Origin of the sequence: Nocardiopsis camelliae, assembly GCF_028993595.1 — a bacterium.
Classification (GTDB): Bacteria; Actinomycetota; Actinomycetes; order Streptosporangiales; family Streptosporangiaceae; genus Nocardiopsis; species Nocardiopsis dassonvillei.
The window spans coordinates 3325058-3347354 of sequence record NZ_CP118614.1; the positions used below are offsets into that span (position 1 = coordinate 3325058).

Here is a 22297-nt window from a genome sequence, read left to right on the forward strand (position 1 = left end):
ATGGGTCGGGCCGCGCACGTCCGGGGGTGAGGGGAGGCCGCGCGGCGGTGGCCTCGTCGCCGACGGTTGTGCCCCGGCTCCGTGATGTCCATACCCCTGCCGGTGTGGTGCGCGTCATCACGGTCGGCGCGGCCGTGACCTCGGGCCTTCCTCACCCGCGTGGTGGCAGGTACAGGCGCCCCTCCAGCCGGGCGTCGGCCTCGCCGGAGATCCAGCGGCGCGAGGCGGTGACGTCGTCGGCGGGGTAGCCCGGCCCCACGCCCGCCACGGCGTCCAGGCGCTCCCGTGCCTCCAGCGGCAGGTGCACGTCCACCGCGCCCAGGTCGTCGGCCAGCTGTTCGGCGTCGCGCGCGCCGACGATGGGGTGCACCGCGCGCGAGCGCGCCAGGGTCCAGGCGATCGCGACCTGGGAGGGGCTCGCCCCCAGCTCCTCGGCGACCTCGACCACCGCGCGGGCCGCCCGGTGGTCGCGCTCGGTCAGGGAGGCCGGGTCGACCCTGGTGCCGGACGGGGCGCCGCCCGGTCGGGTGTACTTGCCCGAGAGCACGCCCGCGGCGAGTCCCCCGTAGGCGGCCACGCTCATGCCCAGGGCCTCGGCCATCGGCAGCAGTTCGCGTTCGACGTCGCGGCGCAGCAGGTTGTAGGGCACCTGGATCCCGGCGAAGGGCGTCCAGTCGCGCCACCGGGCCAGTGTGTCGGCCCGCGCCACGACCCACGCGGGCGTGTTGGAGACGCCCGTGTACAGGACCTTGCCCGCGCGCACGGCGTCGTCCAGGGCCCGCATGGTCTCCTCCACCGGCGTGTGTTCGTCCCACACGTGCACCCACAGCAGGTCGACGTGGTCGGTGCCCAGCCTGCGCAGGCTCCGCTCCAGGGACAGGGTGAGGTTCTTGCGGTGGCTGCCGCCCGCGTTGGGGTCGGCGGGGTCGCGGGTGAGCGTGTACTTGGTGGCCAGCACGAATCGGTCCCGGCGTCGGCGCAGCAGGCCGCCCAGGACCTCCTCGCTGTCGCCGTAGGCCGAGGCGGTGTCGATGACGTTGCCCCCGGCGTCGGCGTACAGGTCCACCATGCGGCGCGCCTGGTCGGCGTCGGCGAAGGTCATCGCGCCCAGGAACAGCTCCGAGACGCGCAGGCCGGTCCGGCCCAGGAGCCGGTAGCGCATCAGGCCACGCCCCCGGCGGTCGGTGCGGGGACCGCGTCGGGTCCGTGCGGGGCGCGGGGCGTGTACTCCCTGGAAGCGAGAGCTGCGGTGAAGGTCATGGCCCCGAGTCTTGGGGACGCGGAGTCGGGTGGGAAGGCCGCGGTGAGGCTGGCCCCGGCGGGGCCAGGATCGGCGCGGGCCGGCGACCGTAGACTGCCGCCCATGAGCGAGAACGAGCTGGGGGCGTTCCTGCGCGCCCGCCGGGAGGACCTGGCCCCGGAGCGGGTGGGACTGCCCGCGGGGGAGCGCCGCCGCACCCCCGGACTACGGCGGGCCGAGCTGGCCACCCTGTCGGGGGTGAGCATGGACTACCTGACCCGGCTGGAGCAGGGGCGCGACCGCAACCCCTCACCGCAGGTCCTGACCGCGCTGGCGGACGCCCTCCTCCTGTCGGTGGGCGAGCGCGTCCAGCTGCGCAACCTGTCCAAGGCGGCCTCGGGGGCCGGTGCGCTGTGCCCGGGCGGGCAGCCGCCCGAGCGGCGGGTACGGCCCACGGTGCGAGCGCTGCTGGAGCGGATGGCGCACACCCCGGCGGTGCTGCTGAACCGGCTCGGCGACGTCGTGGCCCACACCGGCGCCTACGAGCGCCTGGCCGGGCCGGTCGGGCTCACGGAGGGGGACCCGCCCAACCGGGTCTGGTTCCTGTTCGCCGACGACCGCGCCCGGCGGGCCTACCCCGACTGGGACCGGGTGGCCGACGCGTGGGTGGCCGTGTTCAGGGCCTGGTCCCCGCGTGAGGACCCGCACACGGCCCACCTGGTGGAGGAGCTGTCGATCGTGGCCGGTGCCGCGTTCACCGACCGGATGCGGGCCGCGCCGTCGGCGCCCCCGCGCACGGGGGTGGAGCGCCTGGCCCACCCGGTCGCGGGTGAACTGCGCCTGTCCTACGAGACCCTGGACACCGAGGACCAGCAGTTGGTCGTCTACCTGCCCGCCGACGAGGCCACCGCGGCCGCGCTGGAGGACCTGGAGCGACCCGGACGGGGCGGTCTGCGAGCGGTGCCGGGCTGACCGGGGTGCTCCCTCCCCGGCAGGTGCGCCGGACTGGCTAAGCTGTGGCGCGGAACACCTGAGCGAGCGAGGGGATGGCGTCCATGGACCCGGTGGTGGAGTCGGTCAGCAGCAGTCCCGGCCACACGTTCAGCAAGGCCGCCCTGCCCCGGATCCGTCTTCTGGCGGGGTTGGGCGTGGAGGGTGACGCCCACCTGGGCGCCACCGTCCAGCACCTGTCCCGGATCGCCGCGGACCCCGACCAGCCCAACCTGCGCCAGGTCCACCTGGTGCACGCAGAGCTCCTGGAGGAGGTCGGCGAGGCCGGGTTCGCGGTCGCCCCTGGACAACTGGGCGAGAACATCACCACCCGCGGCTTGGACCTGCTGTCCCTGTCTGTGGGCACCGTCCTGTCCTTCGGTGACGGGGCCAGCGTGCGGGTCACCGGCCTGCGCAACCCCTGTGCGCAGATCGACGGCTTCTCCCGGGGGCTGCTCAAACAGGTTCTGCACCGCGAGGAGGACGGAACCGTGGTCCGCAGGGCCGGGATCATGGGCGTCGTCCTGACCAGCGGCACGGTCGAACCCGGTATGGCTGTGCGTGTGCGGGCGCCCCGAGGTGCCCACACACCTCTCGAACGGGTCTGAGGAGAGCCCCCGGGCCCCTCACACCAGTGAGGCCAGCAGCCCGGGGTCGGTGTGCACGCGGATGCCGACAACGCGGTCGCCCTGATCCGCCACACCCATCGGGAGGGGCTGGCGGTGGCCGCGCAGCCCACCGGACACGGCGCCTCAGCTCTCGCCGCGCTGCAGGAGGCGTTCGTGGCGCTGGCGGGCGGCCTGGGCCGAGCCCAGCCCGAGGCCGAAAGCGATCTCCTGCCAGGTCATGCCGCGTCCCTTGGACATCTGGAGCAGTCCGGCCTCCAACTGGTCGAACTCGGCGCGCGCCCAGGGCACCAGGGTCAGGGCGGCGGTGAGGTCGTCCTGGTCCACGGCCGGGGCGCCGGGCTCGGGATGTGCGCCGCCCGCGGCCAGGTCGGCGACGCGCCGCAAGGCGTCCAGGGGCGCCATGGGCATGCGTGCCTCGTCCCAGCGCGTGCGGTGCTCTCCGGTGGCGTGGCGTTCGGTGATGCGCAGCAGTGCCTCGTGGGTGCGCATACGGCGGGCGCTTCGCGGGTCGGGTCGGGTGAAGGCGCTCTCGCGCTGTTCCTCGCTCATGCCTCCAGAATGGAGGCGCAAACCCCCAGTTGTCAACGAATGGTTTTCAACAGGTTGTTCACGCCGGGTCCCGGCTGTCCAGGAACTCCGCGAAGGTCACCTTGCCCACCGCCCGGTCCGGGGCCAGGTGGCCCCCGGCGCGGTAGGCGGCGAAGACGGCGCCCGGCAGGCGTACGGGCACCGTCCGCAGGTCCGTCCCCGCCCAGCGCTGGTAGGCCGCGGCCAGGTCGCGGAAGGACTGCACGCGCGGGCCGCCCATGTCCGCCACGCGCCCGGCCGGAGGGTGGTCGGCCAGGTGGGCCAGGCGGGAGGCGACCTCCTCGACCGCCACGGGCTGCACGTCCACGTCGGGGACGGGCATGAACGGCAGGCGGGCCGCACCCGCGCACAGCCTGAGCACCAGGTCGTGGAACTGGGTGGCGCGCAGCACCGTCCACCCCAGACCGGAGGCCGCCAGCGCGCTCTCCACGGTGTGCTTGGCCTTGTAGTATCCCAGCGGAACCCGGTCCACGCCGACGATGGAGACGTAGACCAGGTGCGCCACCCCCGCCTCGCGGACCGCGCGGATCAGGTGGGTGGCCGACTCGATGTCGCCGCCCGCGGGCGCGCTGGCGCAGTGCACGACGGTGTCCACGCCCCGGACCGCGTCGGCCAGCCCGGTGCCCCGGCGCAGGTCCACGGCGAAGGACGCGGGGTCGTCCGGGTCGGGGCGGCGGCTCAGGACGCGCACCTGGTGTCCGGTCCGGCGCAGGCGTTCCACGACGGGCCGTCCCAGGGTGCCGGTGCCGCCCGTGACGAGGACTGTCTTCATACGCACTCCTTCGCTTCCTGGAGGACCCATGCTAGGTCTCGGGTGACCGGGCGCGTCGGTCTCCGGCGGGACGCCCCGGGGCGTGTCCATGGCGGGACGCGCCGCCGACCGTCCTGACCAGGGGGCGGTGGTGTCTTCGGCGCCCGGTGTCCGGTTAGAGTGCTGGCGGTGTCGGCACAGCGGAGCGGCCGAGCGAGCGGTGAGGGAGTGTGCTCATGTCCGGGATCGCCGGGAGACTGACGGCAGCGGTCGGCGCGGAGCAGGTGGTCACCGACCCCGCCGTCCTGGAGGGCTACTCCCACGACGAGGCCGAGTGGGCTCCCCACGGCGCCCCGGCCGCGCTCGTGCGCCCCCGCCACACCCAGGACGTGGCGGCCGCGGTGGCCGTGTGCGCGGAACTGGGCGTCCCGGTGGTCGGGCGCGGAGCCGGGACGGGGCTGTCGGGTGCGGCCAACGCCGTGGACGGCTGGGTCGTGGTCTCCTTCGAGCGGATGAACCGGGTCCTGGAGGTCGACCCCGTGCAGCAGACCGCCACCGTGCAGCCGGGCGTGGTCAACAACGACCTGCGCGAGCGGGTGGCGCGGGACGGCCTGTGGTACCCGCCGGACCCGGCCTCCGCGCCCTGGTCGACCATCGGCGGCAACGTGGCCACCAACGCGGGCGGCCTGTGCTGCGTCAAGTACGGGGTCACCCGCGACTACGTGCTGGGCATGGAGGCGGTCGTGGGCTCGGGCGAGGTGGTGCGGCTGGGCCGGACCACCGCCAAGGGCGTGACCGGCTACGACCTGTGCGGGCTCATGGTGGGCTCGGAGGGGACGCTGGGCCTGGTCACCGAGGTGACGCTGCGGATGCGGCCGCTGCGCACCGGCACCGAGCACACCGTGGTCGGCTACTTCGACTCCTTGGTGGAGGCCGGAAGGGCCGTCGCGGCGGTCTCGGCGGCCGGGGTGGTGCCCTCGGCGATGGAGCTGATCGACCGGTTCTGCCTCCAGGCGGTGGACGACTGGAAGAACATGGGACTGTCCGCCGAGGGCGAGGTGCTGCTGCTGGCGCGCAGCGACCAGCCCGGGGCGGCGGGCGAGGAGGAGGCCGACCGCATCCTGGCGTGCTTCGAGGCCGAGGGCGCGGTCTACGCGGTGCGCTCCACCGACGAGGAGGAGGCCGAGGCCCTGTTCGAGGCCCGCCGCCTGGCCTACCCGGCGCTGGAGCGGCTCGGCCCGCTGCTGACCGAGGACATGTGCCTGCCCAAGGCGAAGGTGCCCCTGATGCTGGAGCGCATCGAGGCGATCGGCAGGCGCTTCGACACCCGCATCGGCAACATCGCGCACGCCGGCGACGGCAACCTGCACCCGCTGTTCATCGTCCCGGCCGGTGACGAGGACGCCAAGAAGCGCGCGCAGGAGGCCTTCGAGGTGATCGTGGACGAGGCGATCGCCTTGGGCGGCACGGTCACCGGCGAGCACGGCGTGGGCCTGCTCAAGATGCGCGGCGCCGCCCGGGAGATGGGTCCGCACGTGCTCGCCATGCACCGGGCCGTCAAGGACGCCCTGGACCCGAGGGGCATCTTCAACCCGGGCAAGGTCTTCGCCGCGTCCTAGCCCACGGGGGCCGCGGACCGAAAGGTGGAGCGGGCCGCGGACGGTGGGGCGCGGGGCCGTGAGAAGGGTGGAACCGGTCGGGGACCGCGCGGCGTCTCAGAGGTCAGGAACCGCACCGCGCACGAGGAGACCCCCATGGAGACCACCACCGTCCTGGTTCTGGTGATCGCGGCCCTGGTGGTCGTCGGCGTGATCGGGGCGGCGGTCGCGGGCTCGGCCGCCGAACGCCGCCGCTCCCGCGCCCTGTCCCTGTGGGCCTCGCGGGAGGGGTGGCGCTACGACCGCGAGCGGCCCGAGCTGGTCGACCGCTTCGAGGGCGTCCCCTTCCTGGAACGGCGGTCCAACGCCCGGGCCAGGCACGTGCTGTGCGCCGAACTGCGCGGACGCCGGGTCCTGGCCTACGAGTACGGCTACGCCGCACCCCATCCCCAGCAGCGCCACCGCACCGTCGCGCACGTGTACACCGTGGTGGCGGTGGCCCTGCCCGCGGGCGTGCCGCTGCTCCAGGTGGAGGAGGCCGGTGCCGGTGCGCCCCAGCCCCGGACCGACGGCGCCCGCGCCTGGACCGCGGGCGAGGCCGCCTTCGACGAGCGGTTCGCCGCGGTGACCGGCGACGGGGCCTTCGCGGCGACCGTCCTGGGGGAACCGGTGCGGGAGTGGCTTCTCGCGCGCGAGGGCGTGTGCCCGTTCCGCCTCGGCGGCCGTTACCTGGTGGCCTGGGAGCGCGGACCGCTGGAGACCGGTCGCGTCCGGGAGCGCGCCGACGCGGCGATCGGCCTGCTGGAACGGGTTCCGGCCGGTGTCTGGGAGAGCGCGCAGGACACCCTGGGGTGAGCGCTCCTCCGGGACGGGCGCGGCGGACGGCGTCAGCGGCGGCACCCCTCACTCCCCGGGTGCGGTACCGGCGAACGCGGCGCGCAGGCGGCGCACCCCCTCGATGATCTCGGCGGTCCCGGCCGCGCCGCCGTAACTGAGCCGCAGGTGCGGGGCGGTCGGCTCCGCCGGGAAGTAGGCCTGGCCCGCGGCCACCGCCACCCCGGCGCGCAGCGCCGCCGACACGAGCGCGGCCTCGTCGGCCTCACCGGGAAGCCGCAGCCACAGGTGGTACCCGCCCGCGGGCAGGTGCGGCGCCGCCAGTTCGGGCAGTTCCCGCGCCAGGGCCGCGGCCATGGCCGTGCGGCGCTCGCGCAGGCCCGCCGCGACCGCGCGCAGGTGTCGGCCCCAGGCGGGGGAGCCGACCAGCTCCAGCACGGCCTCCTGGAGGGGGCGCGCCACGAAGAAGCTGTCCACCAGCTGGATCGCGCGCAGGCGCCGCGTCACCGGTCCCCGCGCGGCGATCGCCCCCACGCGCAGACTGGGCGAGGTCGCCTTGGTCAGCGACCGCACGTGCACCACGGTGCCGTCGGGATCCTCGGCCGCCAGCGGGGGCGGCGGGGCTGCGGCGTCGGCGTGCGCCAGGTGGCGGGCGAAGTCGTCCTCCACGACGAACGCGCCCGCGGCGCGCGCGATCCGCACCACCTCGCCCCGCCGGGCCGGAGCCAGGACCGTTCCGGTGGGGTTGTGGAAGAGGGGTTGGCACACCAGCACACGGGCGCCGCTGGCGGCGAACGCCTCTTCCAACAGGTCGGTGCGGATCCCCTCGGCGTCCACCGGGACGGGGACGGGCCGCAGGCCCGCGGCCCGCACGATGGCCAGCAGACCGGGATAGGTGGGCGACTCCACCAGCACGGGCGCCCCCGGATGGGCCAGGGCGCGCAGCGCGGTGGTCAGCGCGCTCTGCCCGCCCGAGGTGACCAGCACATCGGCCGCGCCGACGGAGCCGCCGATCTGACGGGCGAACCAGCCGCGCAGCTCCTCCACCCCTTCCGCGGGCGGGCGTGCCCAGGCTCCCGGGCGCCGACCCGCGCGGGCCAGTGCGGCGCCCATGGCCTGCTCGGGCTGGAGAGCGGGGTGCAGGTAGCCGCCGTTGAACACGATGACTCCCAGGGCGGGCGGGGTGAGGGTGGCCAACACCCCGGAGGCGTCCACGGTGCGCGGGACCGGCTCGCCGGAGGCCGCCGCCGTCTCGGCGCTCAGCGCGACCTCCTGCCATGAGGTGTCGCCGACCGGGCGCCCGGAGGCGCCTGCGCCCGCACGGAACGCCCCGGCGCCGGGGCGGGTGACCACCACGCCCTCGGCGACCAGCGCCGCGACGGCCCGCGACACGGTCACCGGGCTCACGCCGTAGCGGTCCACCAGTGCCCGGCTCGACGGCAGCTTCTCCCCAGGGGAGTAGCGGTTGATCTCCCCACGTAGAGAATCCGTCAATTCCCGCACGCTGCTACGCTGTTTCATGAAGACACAAGATAGCGCTATCGCGACGCGCGGAGTAGCGGTGCTCGGCGCGACACTGTGCGCGGCGCTCGGCGTCCTCGGGTTCTCGTTCACCCTTCCGGCCACCGCGTGGGCACTGGAGGGCTTCGGGCCCTGGAGCGTGGCGGTGGTGCGGTGCGCGTTGGCCGCCGCGCTGGCGGGCTGCTGCCTCGCGGCGGTCCGCGCCCCGCTGCCCGACCGCGTCCACCGGCGGGGCATCGCCGTGGTCGCGCTGGGCTGCGTGGTGGCGTTCCCCCTGTTCAGCACGCTCGCGCTCCAGGCCTCCTCGACCTCCCACGCCGCGGTCGTGGTCGGGCTGCTGCCGCTCACCACCGCCGTGTTCGCCCTGCGCCGCAGCCCGGTGCGTCCCTCGCGCCGGTTCTGGACGGCCGCGGTGTGCGGCGCCGCGGCCGTCGTCGCGTTCGCGCTGGTGCGCAGCGGCGGAACACCCGGCCCGGCCGACCTGTACCTGCTGGCGGCCCTGGTGCTGTGCGCCGCAGGGTACGCCGAGGGCGGCCGGCTGGCCGCGCACATGCCGGGCTGGCAGGTCATCGCCTGGGCGCTGGTCGCCGCCGCGCCGCTGACCGTGCCCGCCGCGCTGTGGGCTCTGGCCGCCGAACCGGTGGACGCCGCGCCGCGCGCACTCGCGGGTATGGCCTACCTCGCCGCGGTGTCGCAGTTCGGCGCGTTCGTGGTCTGGTACCGGGGGATGGGCGCGATGGGCGTCGCCCGGGCCAGCCAACTCCAACTCGCCCAGCCGCTGCTGACCCTGGTGTGGGCGGTGCTGCTGGTGGGGGAGCCGCTGACCCCGGCCGCGCCCGTCGCCGCCGTCGTCGTCCTCGTGTGCGTCGCCGTCACCCAGAGGTCGCGCGGCTGAGCCCTCGAACGTGGCGGGGGCCTCCCCGGCGGGTGGTGTGAGAGCACGGCCTGTGCGGGTAGGGGCGCCAACGCGGCACGGAGGGTGCCGGAAAGAGTCCAGCTCTGAGGGGGCAGCCATGGCCGACAAGCTCAACGGCCGTCGGGTCGCGATTCTGGCCGCGGACGGGGTCGAGCAGGTCGAACTCGTCACACCGCGCAAGGCGCTGAACGAGGAGGGCGCCACCATCGACCTGGTCTCGCTCAAGTCCGGGCGGATCCAGGCGATGAACGGCGACATCGAACCCGCGGACACCTTCGACGTGGACCGCGTGGTGTCCGAGGTCGGGGTGGACGACTACGACGCCCTGGTGGTCCCCGGCGGGACCGTCAACCCGGACAACCTGCGCTCGGACGAGAACGCGGTGGGGTTCGTCCGCGACTTCGTGGCCGCGGGCAAGCCCGTGGCAGCCATCTGCCACGGGCCGTGGATCCTGGTGGAGGCCGACGTGGTGCGGGGGCGCACCGTGACCTCCTACCCCAGCCTGCGCACCGACATCCGCAACGCGGGCGGGACCGTCGTGGAGGAGGAGGTGGTCACCGACCAGGGGATCACCACCAGCCGCAACCCCGACGACCTGCCCGCCTTCTGCGAGCGCATCGTCCGCGAGTTCGCCGCGAAGTAGGCGGCCTCCCGCGAGGGCGCCCGAACGGCGACGGGGCGGTGGGAGCCGATCGGCTCCCACCGCCCCGTCGCCGTTCGGGCGCGGCTACCCCTCTTCGGGCTTCTCGGGGTGGCGGCGCAGGTGGACGATGGCCGCGATGAGCCCGCCCCACAGCAGGATCATGGCGACGGCCATCATGACGATCGCGCTGGTGGTCATCAGCGTTCCCCTTCCTTGGTCGTGGCTTCCTCGGTGTCGGCGTCCTCGCGGGCCAGGGCGTCGGCGCGCTTCCAGGGGAAGAGCGAGACGACGATCCCGAAGACGATCACGCCGATGGCCAGACCCCATCCGGCGGCCAGCAGGAACCCGGTCGAGTAGCCCGCGTAGTTCTCGGTCAGCTCCGTGCGCAGGCTGTCCCACATCATGAAGCCGAGCAGGATCGGGGTGACCACGCCCAGCGTGGCCTTCCACCACAGGCCGAGCCGGATCGAGGAGATCGCGTTGGTGTGCTCCTGGAACATCGGCAGCCTGCGCGCGATCCAGCCGAAGACCACGATCATGACGAGCCCGGCCAGCACGATGCCGTACTGGTTGATGAAGTGGTCGAACACGTCGAGGAAGTGCAGCCCCTCGGGCGTGGGGAAGAGCAGGATCGAGGCCAGCGCGGTGGCGCCGCCCACCAGCAGCACGGTCTGGATGCGGCCCAGGCCGGTGCGGTCCTGCACCGCGGAGACGATCACCTGGACGATGCTGATCAGCGAGGTCAGGCCCGCGATCACCAGGGAGCCGAAGAAGAGCACCCCGAACAGCGCGCCGCCGATGGGCAGGGTCGAGATGATCTGCGGGAAGGCGACGAAGGCCAGGCCGATGCCGTCGGCGGCCACGTCCTCGACCCCGGTGCCCGCGGCGGTGGCCATGAAGCCCAGGGCGGCGAACACGCCGATGCCCGCGAGCAGCTCGAAGGAGCTGTTGGCGAAGCCCGCCACCATCGCCGAGCCGGTCAGGTCGGCCCTGCGGCGCAGGTAGGAGGCGTAGGTGACCATGATGGCGAAGCCCACGGACAGGGAGAAGAAGATCTGCCCGTAGGCGGCGATCCAGACGCTGCCGTCGAGCATGGCACTCCAGTCGGGCGTGAACAGGGCGTTCAGACCGGTCGCGGCCCCCTCCAGGGTGAGCGCCTGCACGACCAGGACCAGGAACAGCACCACCAGCAGCGGGATGAAGATCTTGTTGGCCTTCTCGATGCCGTTGCGCACGCCCAGCGCCAGGATGAGCAGCACCACGACCCACACGCCCACGAGCGGCCAGGCCACACCCGCCACGTAGCCCGAGACCATGCCGGGCCCCTCGCTCATCTGGAGGAAGTCCTCGAAGAAGAACGCGTTGGGGTCGTCGCCCCACTGCTGCCCGATGGAGAACCACGCGAACCGGGCGGCCCAGGCCACGATCACGGCGTAGTAGACCGCGATGACGAAGCAGATGGCCACCTGCCACCAGCCGATGGCCTCGGCGGGCCGCGTGATGCGCCGGTAGGACAGCGGCGCGGAGGAGCGGTAGCGGTGCCCGATGCTGTACTCCAGGATCAGCAGCGGGATACCGGCGGTGAGTAGGGCGATGAGGTAGGGCAGCATGAAGGCGCCGCCGCCGTTCTCGTAGGCGATGTAGGGGAATCGCCAGATGTTGCCCAGACCGATGGCGGAGCCGATCGCCGCCATCAGGAAGCCCGCGCGCGATCCCCACTGCTCGCGAGTCTGTTGGACCATGTTCAGGTCTCCTAAATCATCCCGTAGTTCGCGATCCGCACCGTAGCAGGAGTTGGCCTGGTCAGCATCGTGGGACGGGAAGCCTGGACAGGGTGTCGCCCCACGATGCTCTCTTCGTTTCCTTTTGTCCAGACTCGCACGAGGGACGGAAACGACAAGGGGTGCTTACCGGAAACCTTCAGCCGCTCTTGCCCGCGCGCGTGGCGGCGACCGCCGGGGGCGGGGCACTCGTCACGGGAACCGGCCGGTTCCCGGCGGACGCAGGCCCGGGACCACAAGGGCACGGCCGGGGCCCTGCCGGGCCGTGGCACGCGGACGCGCCCCGCCCCGGCAGACCCCGGCCGACAGTCGCGGGCGGCTACGCGCCGCGGTGGCGCGGGCGTGCGCGCAGGCGCGCGTTGGGCAGCTCCGGAGCCGGGAGGGCCGCGTCGTCGTCGGCCGCGACCGCGGCGAAGCGCCGCCCGTCCGCGTCGACGGCGCCGTCCCGGTCGCTCTCCCAGGCGCGGCGGGCCCGCACGATCTCGTCGTGGTCGCGGCCGACGAAGTTCCACCACATCACCAGGTCCTCGGTGAAGGGCTCACCGCCGATCACCAGCACGTGCGCGGTCTCATCGGCCCGCAGTTCCACCTCCGTGCGCCCCTCTCCCGCGTAGAGCAGCGCACCGGCCTCGACGTCGTGGCCGAGGACCCGCACGGGCGCGTCCAGGGGCAGGACACCGTGTTCGAAGGAGGCGTCCAGGGGCAGGCGCACCCGGGCCCCGGGCTCCAGCACGACCTCGGCGCCCATGAGCGGGGTGTGCACGCGGGCGGGGGAGCGGCGGCCGTCCACCTCTCCGGCGATCACCGTGACCCTGGCCCCCGGCGCGTCCGTGCCGGGCAGGTCGAAGGCGGGCAGGTCGGCGTGGTGTTCGAAGCGGGCCGGCCCCTCGCGGTCGTCCCCGGGCAGGGCGATCCACAGCTGGGCGCCGTGCAGCAGCGGCGGGGCGTCGGCGGGGGAGCGCTCGGAGTGGGCGATGCCGTGTCCGGCGGTCATGAGGTTGAGCTGGCCGGGGCGGACCAACTGGTCCGAGCCCAGGCCGTCCAGGTGGTGGACCGAGCCCTGGACCAGCCAGCTCACGGTCTGCAGGCCGATGTGGGGGTGCGGCGGCACCTGCATGCCGGGGCCGTCGGCGACGCCGGTGGGTCCGTAGACGTCGGCGAAGCACCACGCGCCGACCATGCGGCGGTTCTTCCCCGGCAGGGCGCGGCGGACCAGCATGGCGCGCGGGCCGCCGAGCGGGACCTCGCGCGGTTCGAGGAGTTCGGTGTCGCCGGACACTGCGGTGCCGGCGGGGTCGACCTCTCCGCCGCAGACGCGCTCTTCGGCGGGATGGGTGTCCAGATTGCTCACCCTGCCGAAGGTAGCCGAGACGGTCCCGCCCCGGCACCCGCCGGGGACGTGCCGCAGGGAGGTCCGCGTCACCAGAGCCGGTGGACGTGTCCGGCGAGGCGGGCGGACCGCCCGCGAAAAAAGGGCGGCGCCCCTCGCGGCGGACCGCGCCGGTGCGGCGGCCGAAGGGCTGGCGGGTGTCGTCGCCGACGGTTCCGGGGCCTTCCGGGCGCTCTGGCGGGGACGGGTGTCGAAGCGCTTCACGTCGTGGCAGGTCCGGGGCCCCTCTGGTGCACAGGGGTGTTCTTGCCGTAGGCTGGAAAGCGCTTTCACACGGAAAGGTGGTAACAACCCATGGGTGATCACGTGCTGGGTGTCGCCATGAACGGCGTCACCGGACGCATGGGGTACAGGCAGCACCTGACCCGGTCTGTCCTGGCCATCCGGGAGGCGGGCGGCGTACGCCTGCCCGACGGCTCCCGGATCATTCCCGAGCCCGTCCTGGTCGGACGCTCCGAGCACAAGCTGCGCGAGATCGCCGAACGCCACGGAATCGAGCGCTGGTCCACCGACCTGGACGGTGTGCTCTCCGACGACGACATCACGGTCTACTTCGACTCGCAGATCACACACGCCCGCGAGGCGGCGGTGCGCGCCGCCATCGCCGCGGGCAAGCACGTCTACGTCGAGAAGCCCACCGCCAGCACGCTCAGCGCCGCCCTGGAGCTGGCCAAACTGGCCCGCGACGCTGGCGTGCGCAACGGCGTGGTCCAGGACAAGCTCTTCCTGCCCGGCCTGCTCAAACTGCGCAGGCTGGTCGAGAGCGGCTTCTTCGGCCGCATCCTGTCGGTGCGCGGCGAGTTCGGCTACTGGGTGTTCGAGGGCGACTGGCAGCCCGCCCAGCGCCCCAGCTGGAACTACCGCGCCGAGGAGGGCGGCGGCATGGTGCTGGACATGTTCCCGCACTGGCACTACATCCTGGAGCACCTGTTCGGCCCGGTGCGCGCGGTCACCGCCAAGGTGGCCACCCACATCCCGCGCCGCTGGGACGAGGAGGGCCGGCCCTACGAGGCCACGGCCGACGACTCCGCCTACGGCATCTTCGAACTGGACGGCGGCGTCATCGCCCAGATCAACTCCTCCTGGAACGTGCGCGTGGCCCGCGACGAACTCGTGGAGTTCCAGGTCGACGGCACCCACGGCAGCGCCGTGGCGGGGCTGCGCTCCTGCCGGGCCCAGCACCGCTCGGCCACGCCCAAGGCGGTCTGGAACCCCGACCTGGAGGACCTGGGGCGCTACCGGGAGCAGTGGGAGCCCGTGCCCGACAACACCGAGTTCCCCAACGGGTTCCGCGCCCAGTGGGAGGACTTCCTGCGCCACGTGGTCCTGGACACCCCCTTCCCGCACGACCTGCTCTCGGGCGCGCGCGGCCTCCAGATGGCCGAGGCCGGGCTCCAGTCGGCGCGCACCGGACGCACGATCGAACTGGACGAGGTCACCCTCGCATGAGCACACTCCTGCTACCCGCCGCCGACGGCACCGCGGCCCCCTACACCCTGAGCGGCACCCCCGTCGACGCCTCCCCGCTTCCCCCCGCCCGCTCGCGCACGGCCTACGCGGCGGCGCACGTGGTCGCCGACCCCCTGTCGGCCAACGCCCCCGGCGCCCCGGCCCGCCTGGACTGGGAGGCCACCCTGGCCTTCCGCCACCACCTGTGGGACCAGGGCCTGGGCGTGGCCGACGCCATGGACACCGCCCAGCGCGGCATGGGCCTGGACTGGGCGGCCACCGCCGAGCTGATCCGCAGGTCGGGTGCGGAGGCCGCCGCGCGCGGCGCCGCCCTGGCCTGCGGGGTGGGCACCGACCAGCTCGACCTTTCGCAGGCCGATCTGGAAAGCGTTATCACCGCGTACGGTGAGCAGCTCGACGTCGTCCAGGGCGCCGGAGCCACCCCCATCCTCATGGCCTCGCGCGCCCTGGCCGCGGTCGCCTCGGGCCCCGACGACTACGCCAAGGTCTATGCCGACCTGCTGGGCCGGGCCGACCAGCCCGTCATCCTGCACTGGCTGGGCACCGCCTTCGACCCGGCCCTGGCCGGGTACTGGGGCTTCGCCGACCCGGCCGAGGCGATCGAGCCGGTGGCGGCCCTGATCGCCGAACACGCGGCGAAGGTGGAGGGCATCAAGGTCTCCCTGCTCGACGCCTCGCTGGAGGTGCGGCTGCGGCGGCTGCTGCCCGAGGGCGTGCGCCTCTACACCGGCGACGACTTCAACTACCCCGACCTCGTGCTGGGCGACGAGCAGGGCCACTCCGACGCCCTGCTGGGCGTCTTCGCCGCCATCGCCCCGGCCGCCGCCCGCGCGCTGGCAGCCCTGGACGAGGGCGACACCGAGCGGTACCGGGCCCTGATGGACCCCACGGTCCCGTTGGCCCGGCACCTGTTCGCCGAGCCCACCTTCTACTACAAGACCGGCGTGGCCTTCCTGGCCTGGCTCAACGGCCACCAGAAGGGCTTCCACATGGTGGGCGGGCTGCACAGCGCCCGCGACCTGCCCCACCTGGCCCAGGCGGTGCGCCTGGCCGACGCCGCCGGGGCCCTGACCGACCCGGACCTGGCCGCGGCACGCATGCGGGCGCTCCTCCAGGTGTCAGGAGTCGACCAGTGAGCACCGTACCCGAGGGCGCCGCGGTGCCCCCCGCGCGGACGGCCGCACCCGCGGCGGTCGTGCCCGGCGCGGTGGACGTGCCCTCCGGGCAGCCCGCCGCGGTGCCCACCCCCGAACCGGGCGACCCGCGCCTGGCACGGCTCTCGCTCAACCAGGCCACCGTCAAGTACTGGAACCTGACCCAGGCCGTGGACGGCTGCCTGCGCGCCGGGCTGCCCGCCATCGGGACCTGGCGCGAGCCGGTCGCCGAGATGGGCCTGGCCAAGGCGGCCGCCCTGCTGCGCCGGTCCGGGCTGCGCGTGTCCTCGCACTGCCGCGGCGGGTTCCTCACCGCCCCGGACCGGGCCGCGGCGCTGGAGGACAACCGGCGCGCCGTGGACGAGGCCGCCGAACTCGGTGCGCCCTGCCTGGTCATGGTCGTGGGCGGGATGCCCGACGGCGAACGCGACCTGGTCGGGATCCGCGAGCGGGTGGCGGACGGCATCGCCGAGCTGGCGCCCTACGCCCTGGAGCGGGGGGTGCGGCTCGCGCTGGAGCCCCTGCACCCGATGTTCTGCGCCGACCGCGCCGTGCTCTCCACACTGGGACAGGCCCTGGACCTGGCCGAACGCTTCGACGCGGCAGCCGTCGGCGTGGTGGTGGACGCCTACCACGTGTGGTGGGACCCCCAGGTGTGGGAGCAGATCGCCCGCGCCGGGGCGGGCGGGCGCATCGCCTCCTTCCAGGCCTGCGACTGGGAGCTGCCCATCCCCGCCGACGCCCTGTTGGGGCGCGGCATGGTCGGCGACGGCCACGCCGACGTGCGGGCCCTGCGCCGCGCGGTGGACGCGGCCGGTTACGACGGTGACATCGAGGTGGAGATCTTCAACGAGCGGATCTGGTCGGCCGACGGCGACGACGTCATCGCCACCCTGGCCCGACGCCACGTCCAGCACGTCCTGTGAGGCCCCCGGGGGCGCACGCGCGCCCCCGGTCCCCCCGAGCTCAAGGAGCGAGTTTGAACTTCGACGGAATCCTCTTCTTCCCCCTGACCCCCTTCGACTCCGAAGGAGGAGTCAACGAGGACGTGCTGGCCGAGCACGTCGCCTCGGGCGTGGAGCACGGCGCGGGCGGGGTGTTCGCGGCCTGCGGCACCGGTGAGGTGCACGCCCTGTCGGCCGCCGAGCACGCCGCGGTGGTGCGGCGGTCGGTGGAGGCCACCGCGGGCCGCGTGCCGGTGGTGGCCGGTGCGGGCGGCAGCGTGGGCACCGCCATCGAGCAGGCCCGCGCGGCCCGCGAACTGGGCGCGGACGCGATCCTGCTGCTGCCGCCCTACCTGGTGGGCGCGCCGCAGTCGGGGCTGGTGGACTACGTGCGCACCGTGGTCGCGGCCTCCGACATCCCGGTGGTGGTCTACCAGCGCGGGTCGATGGTGTTCACCCCCCAGAGCGCGGCGGAGCTGGCCGCGATCCCGCAGGTGGTGGGGATCAAGGACGGGGTGGGCGATCTGGGCCGGATGCACCAGATCGTGATGGCGGTGCGCGACCTGCGCGGCGAGGAGTTCACCTTCTTCAACGGCCTGCCCACGGCGGAGCTGACCGTGGCGGCCTACCGGTCGGTGGGCGTGCCGCTGTACTCCTCGGCGGCGTTCGCGTTCGTGCCCGAGGTGGCCGACGCCTTCTACCGCGCCTTCCACTCCGGTGACGCGCTGGCCGACACCCTGATGCACGAGTTCTTCGAGCCGCTGGTGCGGCTGCGCGACCGGACGCCCGGGTACGCGGTGTCGCTGGTCAAGGCGGGCGCCCGGCTGCGCGGGGTGGACATGGGCGGGGTGCGCGCCCCGTTCAGCGACCCCACCGCCGAGGAGGAGGCCGAGCTGGCCGAGCTGATCGAGACCGGCCTGTCCCTGGTCAAGGAGGGCTGAACGTGCGCGTCACCGAGGTCGGCGCCCGGGCCTTCCGGCTGCCGCTGCACCGGTCCTGGGACGGGGGCGTGGACCGCAACGACGTCGTGGTGGTGCGGGTGGCCACCGACGCCGGTCTGGTCGGCACGGGGTTCGCGTGGACCCCGCTGATCGGGGCCCGGGCGGTGGCCGCGCTGGTAAACGACGACCTGCGGCCCGCGCTGGTGGGCGCCGAGGCCCATCCGGCCCGGTGGGACGAGCTGCGCTGGCACCTGCGCGAGGCGGGCACCAGCGGGCTCACCCTGATGGCGCTGGCGGGGGTGGACATCGCCCTGTGGGACCTGCGCGCCCGCGCGGCCGAGTCGAGCCTGGTGGACCTGGTGGGTCGGCGCCGCGAGTCGGCACCGGCCTACGGCAGCGGGGTCAACCTGGACTACTCCCTGCCCGACCTGGTGGAACAGGTGCGCGGCTGGGTGGAGGCCGGGCACGTCGCCGCCAAGATCAAGGTCGGCTCGCCCGACCCGGCCCGGGACGCCGAGCGGGTGGGCGCGGTGCGCGGGGTGCTGGGCCCGGACCGGCTGCTGATGGTGGACGCCAACCAGCGCTGGGACGTGCCCGGGGCGGTCCGGGCGCTGGACGCGCTGGAGGAGTTCGGCCCGCACTTCGTGGAGGAGCCCCTCCCGGCCGAGGACCTGGAGGCGCACGCCCGCCTGCGCGAGCGCACGCGGGTGCCCTTCGCCGTGGGTGAGAACCTGCGCACGGTCGCCGAGTTCGAGCGGGCCGTGGAGCTGGGGGTGTGCGACGTCGCCCAGCCCAACGTGGTGCGGGTGGGCGGCATCACCCCGTTCCTGCGGATCGCGGAGTCGATGGCGCGCCGCGGCGTGCCGGTGGCTCCGCACCTGTTGCCCGAGCTGTCGGGGCAGCTGGCGCTGTGCCTGCCCCGGGTGGCCATGGTCGAGGACATCGACCGGGCCTCCTTCGCCGCGCTGGGAGCGTTGGCCCGCCCCAGCGGGGTGGAGTTCGACCGGGGCCGGGTGCGCGCCGACACCGGCCGCGGCCACGGCCTGGTGTTCGCCGACACGCTCACACCGGTCGCGGACGCTTCCCCCTAGCACCGGGTCGCGACCGGAAAAGGGGCCGGGACGCCCCGTGGCGGTGGCGTCCCGGCCCTTGCGCGTGGGCGGGCGAGGGCAGGGCCGCGGGGCGGCCCGCGGCGGGGCTCCGGCCCCGCGGCCGCCGGCGGGCGGTTCCGCGACCTCCCGCTGTCGAGCGGGAGGGAGGGCACAAGAGTAGGGGTACTCAGGGGGACCGGGTGCGCGTACCGATGTAGGCGGGACGGCCCGGTCCTAGGTTCGGGACATGACCTCCCTCCTGGTGGGCCACGCCGCGGCGGCCCTGCACTTCGGTTTCCTCGCCTTCGTCGTGTTCGGCGGTGCGCTGGCCTGGCGCTGGCCCCGCATGTTCTGGGTGCACCTGGCGGTGGCCGCCTACGCCCTGGGCATCGTCATCGTCGACTGGCCGTGCTTCCTGACCGAGATCGAGAACTGGTCGCGGTCGCGCACCGGGCGGCCGGTGATGGAGAACGGCTTCATCGACTTCTACCTGACCGGGAACCTCTATCCGCCCGAGCACCTGCTCACCTCGCGCCTGGTCATGGCCGGGATCGTGGCGTTGACCTGGGCGGTCGCCGGGTGGCTGGTCCTGCGCCGCCGTGCGGCGCGGCGGGTCGGGGTGTGAGCGGTCGACTTGCGCGTCGGCACCGGCCGGGCGGCGGACCGAACGGCGTGGGGCGTGGCGCGGCGGCGGCCCCCGGGAGCGGGTCCGGCGGGAGAGGTTGACCTTGACGCTGCGTCAACCCCTAGCGTCCGTGGGCATGACGATCACCGTTCCCGACACCCTCTCCTCCATGCGGCGCGTCCTGCTGGCCCCGGCCGCCGACCGCCCCGACCTGCTGCGCTCGATGCTCGAACCCGTCCGGGGCATGTACCGCTACTTCCCCGGTGAGGTGGACCCGGCCGACATGCACCGGCGGTCGTTCGGGTTCCCCCTGGACCGCGACGAACAGCGCTGCCTCGACGCGCTGGAGACGCTGGCGGCCGCCGGGGCCTGGGAGCGCCTGCGGCGCGCGCTCGACGGGGCGCTGTCCGCGCTGCTGGCGGCGACCCCGGATCTGGAGGTCCCCGACATCACCGTGCTGTTCGTGCTCGGGGACCCCGGCGACGACCACTTCACCGGTCCCTGCCTCGGCGTGTCCGGCAACGGCGGGCTGTCGGGTTACATCGTGATCACCCTGTGGCCCTTCCCCGAGAACGTGGCGCGGCTGGAGGCCACCGCCGTGCACGAACTCCACCACAACCTGCGCTACGGGCCCGGCGGGGTGGTTTGGGACCCGGCGACCGTGACGGTCGGCGAGCACGTGGTCTCCGAGGGGCTGGCCGACGCGTTCGCCCGCGAACTGTACGGAGACGAACTCGGCCGCACCCGCATCGGTGTGCCGTCCCTGCGTGACGACGCGGTCTTCGACAAGGTCGTGTCCGGGCTCGGCGTGACCGGAATGGAGAACTTCACGGCCTGGGTGCACGGCGACGCCAGCGCGCGGCGCTTCGGCGCCGCCCCGGTGGGGCTGCCGACCGGGGCGGGGTACGCGGTCGGCAACAGGCTGGCGGACGCCTACCTGGCCGCGACGGGCCGGACCGCGGCGCAGGCCCTGCGGGACGGAAGCTCGCGGGTCATCGCCACCGCGCTCGGGCGCGAGGGCTGACCGCCGGGCTGCGGGCACGCTCGGCGCGCCCGCAGCCCTCAGCGGGTGGGCGGCGCGGTGCTCTCGCGCTCGACGACCTCGCCGCGCACGGTGACCACGCGGGGCTCGTCACTGGGCTCGCCGTCCAGGGCGAGCACCGCGGCGCGCTCGCCCATCTCCTCCAGCGGCAGGCGCACCGTGGTCAGGGCGGGGGTGAGGTCGCGCAGGGTGGGGATGTCGTCGAACCCGGCCACCGACAGGTCGGTGGGCACCCGCAGCCCCAGGTCGCGCAGCGCGGCCATCGCCCCCGTGGCCATGACGTCGTTGACGGCGAACAGGCAGGTGGCGTCGGTGCCCACCGCCATCAGGCGGCGGGTGGACTCGTAGCCGCCGTCGCGGGTGAAGGCGCCGTGCACCACGTTGTGGTGGGCCAGCTCCAGCCCCGCGCCCGAGAGCGCGGAGTGGAACCCGTCCAGGCGTTCGCGTGCGGTCTGGAGGTCGGTGGGCCCGGCCAGGATGGCGAACTCGCGGTGCCCCTGGGCGATGAGGTGGCGGGCCAGGTCGGAGGCCCCGGTGTGGTTGTCGGGGGTGACCGTGTCCGCGGGCAGGCCCTCCTGGGACACGCACGCCACCCGCCCGCCCTGGCGGCGGAACATGCGGATCTCCTCGGACAGGCGCCGGTTGCTCTCCTCGTCGGTGGAGCGCGAGCCGACCAGCACCACCGCGCGGGCCCGGTGCGCGCGCAGCGTGGCCAGGATGCGGCCCTCCTTCTGCGCGGAGCGGCTGGTGGTGCCCAGCACCAGGACCAGCCCCTGTTCCTCGGTGTGGCGGGTGACCCCCGCGGCGATCGAGGAGAAGTAGGGGTCGGAGATGTCGTGGACGAGCAGGCCGACCAGGGCGCTGCTGTTGCGGGCCAGGGTCTGGGCCGAGGCGTTGGCCAGGTAGCCGAGTTCGCGCGCGCTGGCGGTCACCTTGTCGCGCAGGCGCTGGCTGACCTGGCGTGTACTGCCGTTGATCACCCTGGACGCCGTGGCCAGGGACACCCCGGCGTGCTCGGCGACCTGTTCCAGTGTCACGTAACCGGACTCCACGCCGCTCCCTCTCCTGCCTCGGCCCATGGGAAAACTCTTTCCTACCCTAGCGGAGCCCTCGACCAGCTCACGGACGCTCTGACGCCCCACGCGCCCCGTCTGCCACGGAACCGTCCTCGAAGGCGGCCGCGCGGCTCTGCCCGGTGCGCAGCTGCGTGCGCCAGGTCCGTGAGGGGGCCCAGCCCAGCGCGGCGCGGGCCGCCTGGGAGGAGAAGACCGCGCGGCCGTCGGCCAGGGCGGCGGCCGCCGGGGCGGTGCCGGGGTGGTGCAGGGGCAGCAGGGCGTCGACGGGCACCTCGGACAGCGGGTCGGGGGCCATGGCGTTGAACACCTGGCCGCCGCTGACCTTGGCCGGGTTCTCGATGACCAGCGCGAACAGCTCGGCGGCGTCGCGGGCGTCGACGTAGTTGAACAGGGAGGTGGCGGCCAGGGCCGGGTCCGCCAGCCGCTCGGCCATGGTGTGCCCGAGCTGGGTGGGCGCGCCCTCCCACTCCTCGGGGGCCACGACGTAACCCGGGCGCACGCACGACAGGACGCAGGTGGCGGAGGTGCGTGCCAGGGCGCGCACGGTGTCCTCGATGATCGCCTTGCTCAGCCCGTAGGCGTGCCAGGGCGTGACCGGGTGGGCCTCGTCCAGCGGCAGGTAGCGGGGCGCCCAGGAGGGGGTGTTGTACCCGTACACGGTGGGGCTGGAGGCGGCCACCGCCGAGTGGGCGCCGTGGGCGACGGCGGCGGAGAGCACCGCCCAGGCCAGGCCGGTGTTGACCTGGAGGGTCTCCACGTCGGGGCGGGCGAAGGGCACGGCGATCCCGGCCAGGTGGACGACGGCCTCGGGGCGGGCCCGGGTGAAGGCCGCCTCCAGGGCGTCCGGGTCCAGCAGGTCGGCGGTGACCGCGTCGACGCCCTCGGGCGGGTCGGTCGCGGCGGTGTCCACGGAGGTCACCTGGTGTCCGCGTGCGGCCAGGGTGGCCACGACGCTGCGGCCGAGCCGTCCGGAGCCGCCGGTGACGAGAACGCGCATGGGTGTTGTCTTCCTTCCCTAGCCCCCGGGTCCGGGGGGTTGTCCACAGGTCGTGCGGGGCACTGGTGCCGCCCCG

22 protein-coding genes are annotated in these 22297 nt (G+C 74.2%); 13 read left to right on the plus strand and 9 right to left on the minus strand.

Annotation, left to right across the window (positions count from 1 at the left end):
• Nucleotides 1-151: 151 nt before the first annotated feature.
• A complete protein-coding gene (locus tag PV789_RS14525; protein ID WP_274977928.1) occupies nt 152-1162 on the minus strand; it encodes an aldo/keto reductase in 1011 nt (336 codons plus the stop codon).
• 201 nt (nt 1163-1363) lie between these two features.
• Between PV789_RS14525 and PV789_RS14530 the strand changes: the two genes are divergently transcribed.
• Both PV789_RS14530 and PV789_RS14535 read left to right on the plus strand, forming a co-directional pair.
• Entirely contained in the window at nt 1364-2212 is an 849-nt protein-coding gene (locus PV789_RS14530) for an MmyB family transcriptional regulator (RefSeq protein WP_274977929.1), read from the plus strand.
• 83 nt (nt 2213-2295) lie between these two features.
• Entirely contained in the window at nt 2296-2838 is a 543-nt protein-coding gene (locus PV789_RS14535) for an MOSC domain-containing protein (RefSeq protein WP_274978143.1), read from the plus strand.
• A 144-nt stretch (nt 2839-2982) separates the two neighbouring features.
• On the opposite strand, the gene PV789_RS14540 is transcribed toward PV789_RS14535, so the two are convergent.
• Both PV789_RS14540 and PV789_RS14545 read right to left on the minus strand, forming a co-directional pair.
• Nucleotides 2983-3408, minus strand: a complete 426-nt coding sequence (locus PV789_RS14540) for a DNA-binding protein (RefSeq protein WP_274977930.1) — start codon at nt 3406-3408, stop codon at nt 2983-2985.
• A 58-nt stretch (nt 3409-3466) separates the two neighbouring features.
• The gene (locus PV789_RS14545) at nt 3467-4219 is read right to left on the minus strand and encodes an SDR family oxidoreductase (RefSeq protein WP_274977931.1); all 753 of its coding nucleotides are present in this window, start codon (nt 4217-4219) and stop codon (nt 3467-3469) included.
• Nucleotides 4220-4434: 215 nt separating this feature from the next.
• Here PV789_RS14545 and PV789_RS14550 point away from each other — a divergent pair, with 215 nt between their 5' ends.
• Both PV789_RS14550 and PV789_RS14555 read left to right on the plus strand, forming a co-directional pair.
• Entirely contained in the window at nt 4435-5817 is a 1383-nt protein-coding gene (locus tag PV789_RS14550) for an FAD-binding oxidoreductase (protein ID WP_248773093.1), read from the plus strand.
• 135 nt (nt 5818-5952) lie between these two features.
• A complete protein-coding gene (locus PV789_RS14555) occupies nt 5953-6651 on the plus strand; it encodes a hypothetical protein (RefSeq protein ID WP_274977932.1) in 699 nt (232 codons plus the stop codon).
• Between the two features lie 48 nt (nt 6652-6699).
• On the opposite strand, the gene PV789_RS14560 is transcribed toward PV789_RS14555, so the two are convergent.
• Nucleotides 6700-8151 carry an aminotransferase-like domain-containing protein gene (locus tag PV789_RS14560; RefSeq protein ID WP_274977933.1) on the minus strand — a complete coding sequence of 484 codons (1452 nt, stop codon included), beginning with the start codon at nt 8149-8151 and terminating at the stop codon, nt 6700-6702.
• Nucleotides 8152-8191: 40 nt separating this feature from the next.
• Between PV789_RS14560 and PV789_RS14565 the strand changes: the two genes are divergently transcribed.
• Complete coding sequence (locus PV789_RS14565) at nt 8192-9046, plus strand: DMT family transporter (protein ID WP_274977934.1); 855 nt, start codon at nt 8192-8194, stop codon at nt 9044-9046.
• Nucleotides 9047-9164: 118 nt separating this feature from the next.
• Nucleotides 9165-9710 (plus strand): type 1 glutamine amidotransferase domain-containing protein, encoded by a 546-nt coding sequence (locus PV789_RS14570; RefSeq protein WP_274977935.1) that lies wholly within the window; start codon nt 9165-9167, stop codon nt 9708-9710.
• 84 nt (nt 9711-9794) lie between these two features.
• On the opposite strand, the gene PV789_RS14575 is transcribed toward PV789_RS14570, so the two are convergent.
• The 3 genes from PV789_RS14575 to PV789_RS14585 all read right to left on the minus strand — a co-directional run bounded on the left by PV789_RS14575 (nt 9795) and on the right by PV789_RS14585 (nt 12842).
• The gene (locus PV789_RS14575) at nt 9795-9908 is read right to left on the minus strand and encodes a methionine/alanine import family NSS transporter small subunit (RefSeq protein WP_212639894.1); all 114 of its coding nucleotides are present in this window, start codon (nt 9906-9908) and stop codon (nt 9795-9797) included.
• On the minus strand, nt 9908-11452 hold the full coding sequence (locus tag PV789_RS14580) for a sodium-dependent transporter (protein ID WP_274977936.1): 1545 nt from the start codon (nt 11450-11452) through the stop codon (nt 9908-9910). The genes PV789_RS14575 and PV789_RS14580 overlap by 1 nt, the downstream gene beginning before the upstream one ends.
• Nucleotides 11453-11810: 358 nt before the next feature.
• On the minus strand, nt 11811-12842 hold the full coding sequence (locus PV789_RS14585; RefSeq protein WP_274977937.1) for a pirin family protein: 1032 nt from the start codon (nt 12840-12842) through the stop codon (nt 11811-11813).
• A gap of 333 nt (nt 12843-13175) precedes the next feature.
• Here PV789_RS14585 and PV789_RS14590 point away from each other — a divergent pair, with 333 nt between their 5' ends.
• The 7 genes from PV789_RS14590 to PV789_RS14620 all read left to right on the plus strand — a co-directional run bounded on the left by PV789_RS14590 (nt 13176) and on the right by PV789_RS14620 (nt 20130).
• Entirely contained in the window at nt 13176-14330 is a 1155-nt protein-coding gene (locus PV789_RS14590) for a Gfo/Idh/MocA family protein (RefSeq protein WP_013153050.1), read from the plus strand.
• Nucleotides 14327-15487 (plus strand): dihydrodipicolinate synthase family protein, encoded by a 1161-nt coding sequence (locus PV789_RS14595; RefSeq protein ID WP_274977938.1) that lies wholly within the window; start codon nt 14327-14329, stop codon nt 15485-15487. The genes PV789_RS14590 and PV789_RS14595 overlap by 4 nt, the downstream gene beginning before the upstream one ends.
• Nucleotides 15484-16431, plus strand: a complete 948-nt coding sequence (locus PV789_RS14600) for a sugar phosphate isomerase/epimerase family protein (protein WP_274977939.1) — start codon at nt 15484-15486, stop codon at nt 16429-16431. Before PV789_RS14595 ends, PV789_RS14600 begins: the two co-directional genes overlap by 4 nt.
• A gap of 53 nt (nt 16432-16484) precedes the next feature.
• The gene (locus tag PV789_RS14605; RefSeq protein ID WP_274977940.1) at nt 16485-17390 is read left to right on the plus strand and encodes a 5-dehydro-4-deoxyglucarate dehydratase; all 906 of its coding nucleotides are present in this window, start codon (nt 16485-16487) and stop codon (nt 17388-17390) included.
• Nucleotides 17391-17392: 2 nt separating this feature from the next.
• A complete protein-coding gene (locus tag PV789_RS14610; RefSeq protein ID WP_274977941.1) occupies nt 17393-18481 on the plus strand; it encodes a mandelate racemase/muconate lactonizing enzyme family protein in 1089 nt (362 codons plus the stop codon).
• Between the two features lie 247 nt (nt 18482-18728).
• A complete protein-coding gene (locus tag PV789_RS14615; RefSeq protein ID WP_274977942.1) occupies nt 18729-19106 on the plus strand; it encodes a DUF2784 domain-containing protein in 378 nt (125 codons plus the stop codon).
• A gap of 136 nt (nt 19107-19242) precedes the next feature.
• A complete protein-coding gene (locus PV789_RS14620; protein WP_274977943.1) occupies nt 19243-20130 on the plus strand; it encodes a DUF2268 domain-containing putative Zn-dependent protease in 888 nt (295 codons plus the stop codon).
• Between the two features lie 38 nt (nt 20131-20168).
• Here the strand turns inward: PV789_RS14620 and PV789_RS14625 are convergent, their stop codons facing one another.
• Together PV789_RS14625 and PV789_RS14630 are read right to left on the minus strand one after the other, a co-directional pair.
• Nucleotides 20169-21200 (minus strand): LacI family DNA-binding transcriptional regulator, encoded by a 1032-nt coding sequence (locus PV789_RS14625; protein WP_274977944.1) that lies wholly within the window; start codon nt 21198-21200, stop codon nt 20169-20171.
• A 67-nt stretch (nt 21201-21267) separates the two neighbouring features.
• Nucleotides 21268-22221 carry an NAD-dependent epimerase/dehydratase family protein gene (locus tag PV789_RS14630; RefSeq protein WP_274977945.1) on the minus strand — a complete coding sequence of 318 codons (954 nt, stop codon included), beginning with the start codon at nt 22219-22221 and terminating at the stop codon, nt 21268-21270.
• Nucleotides 22222-22297 lie beyond the last annotated feature (76 nt).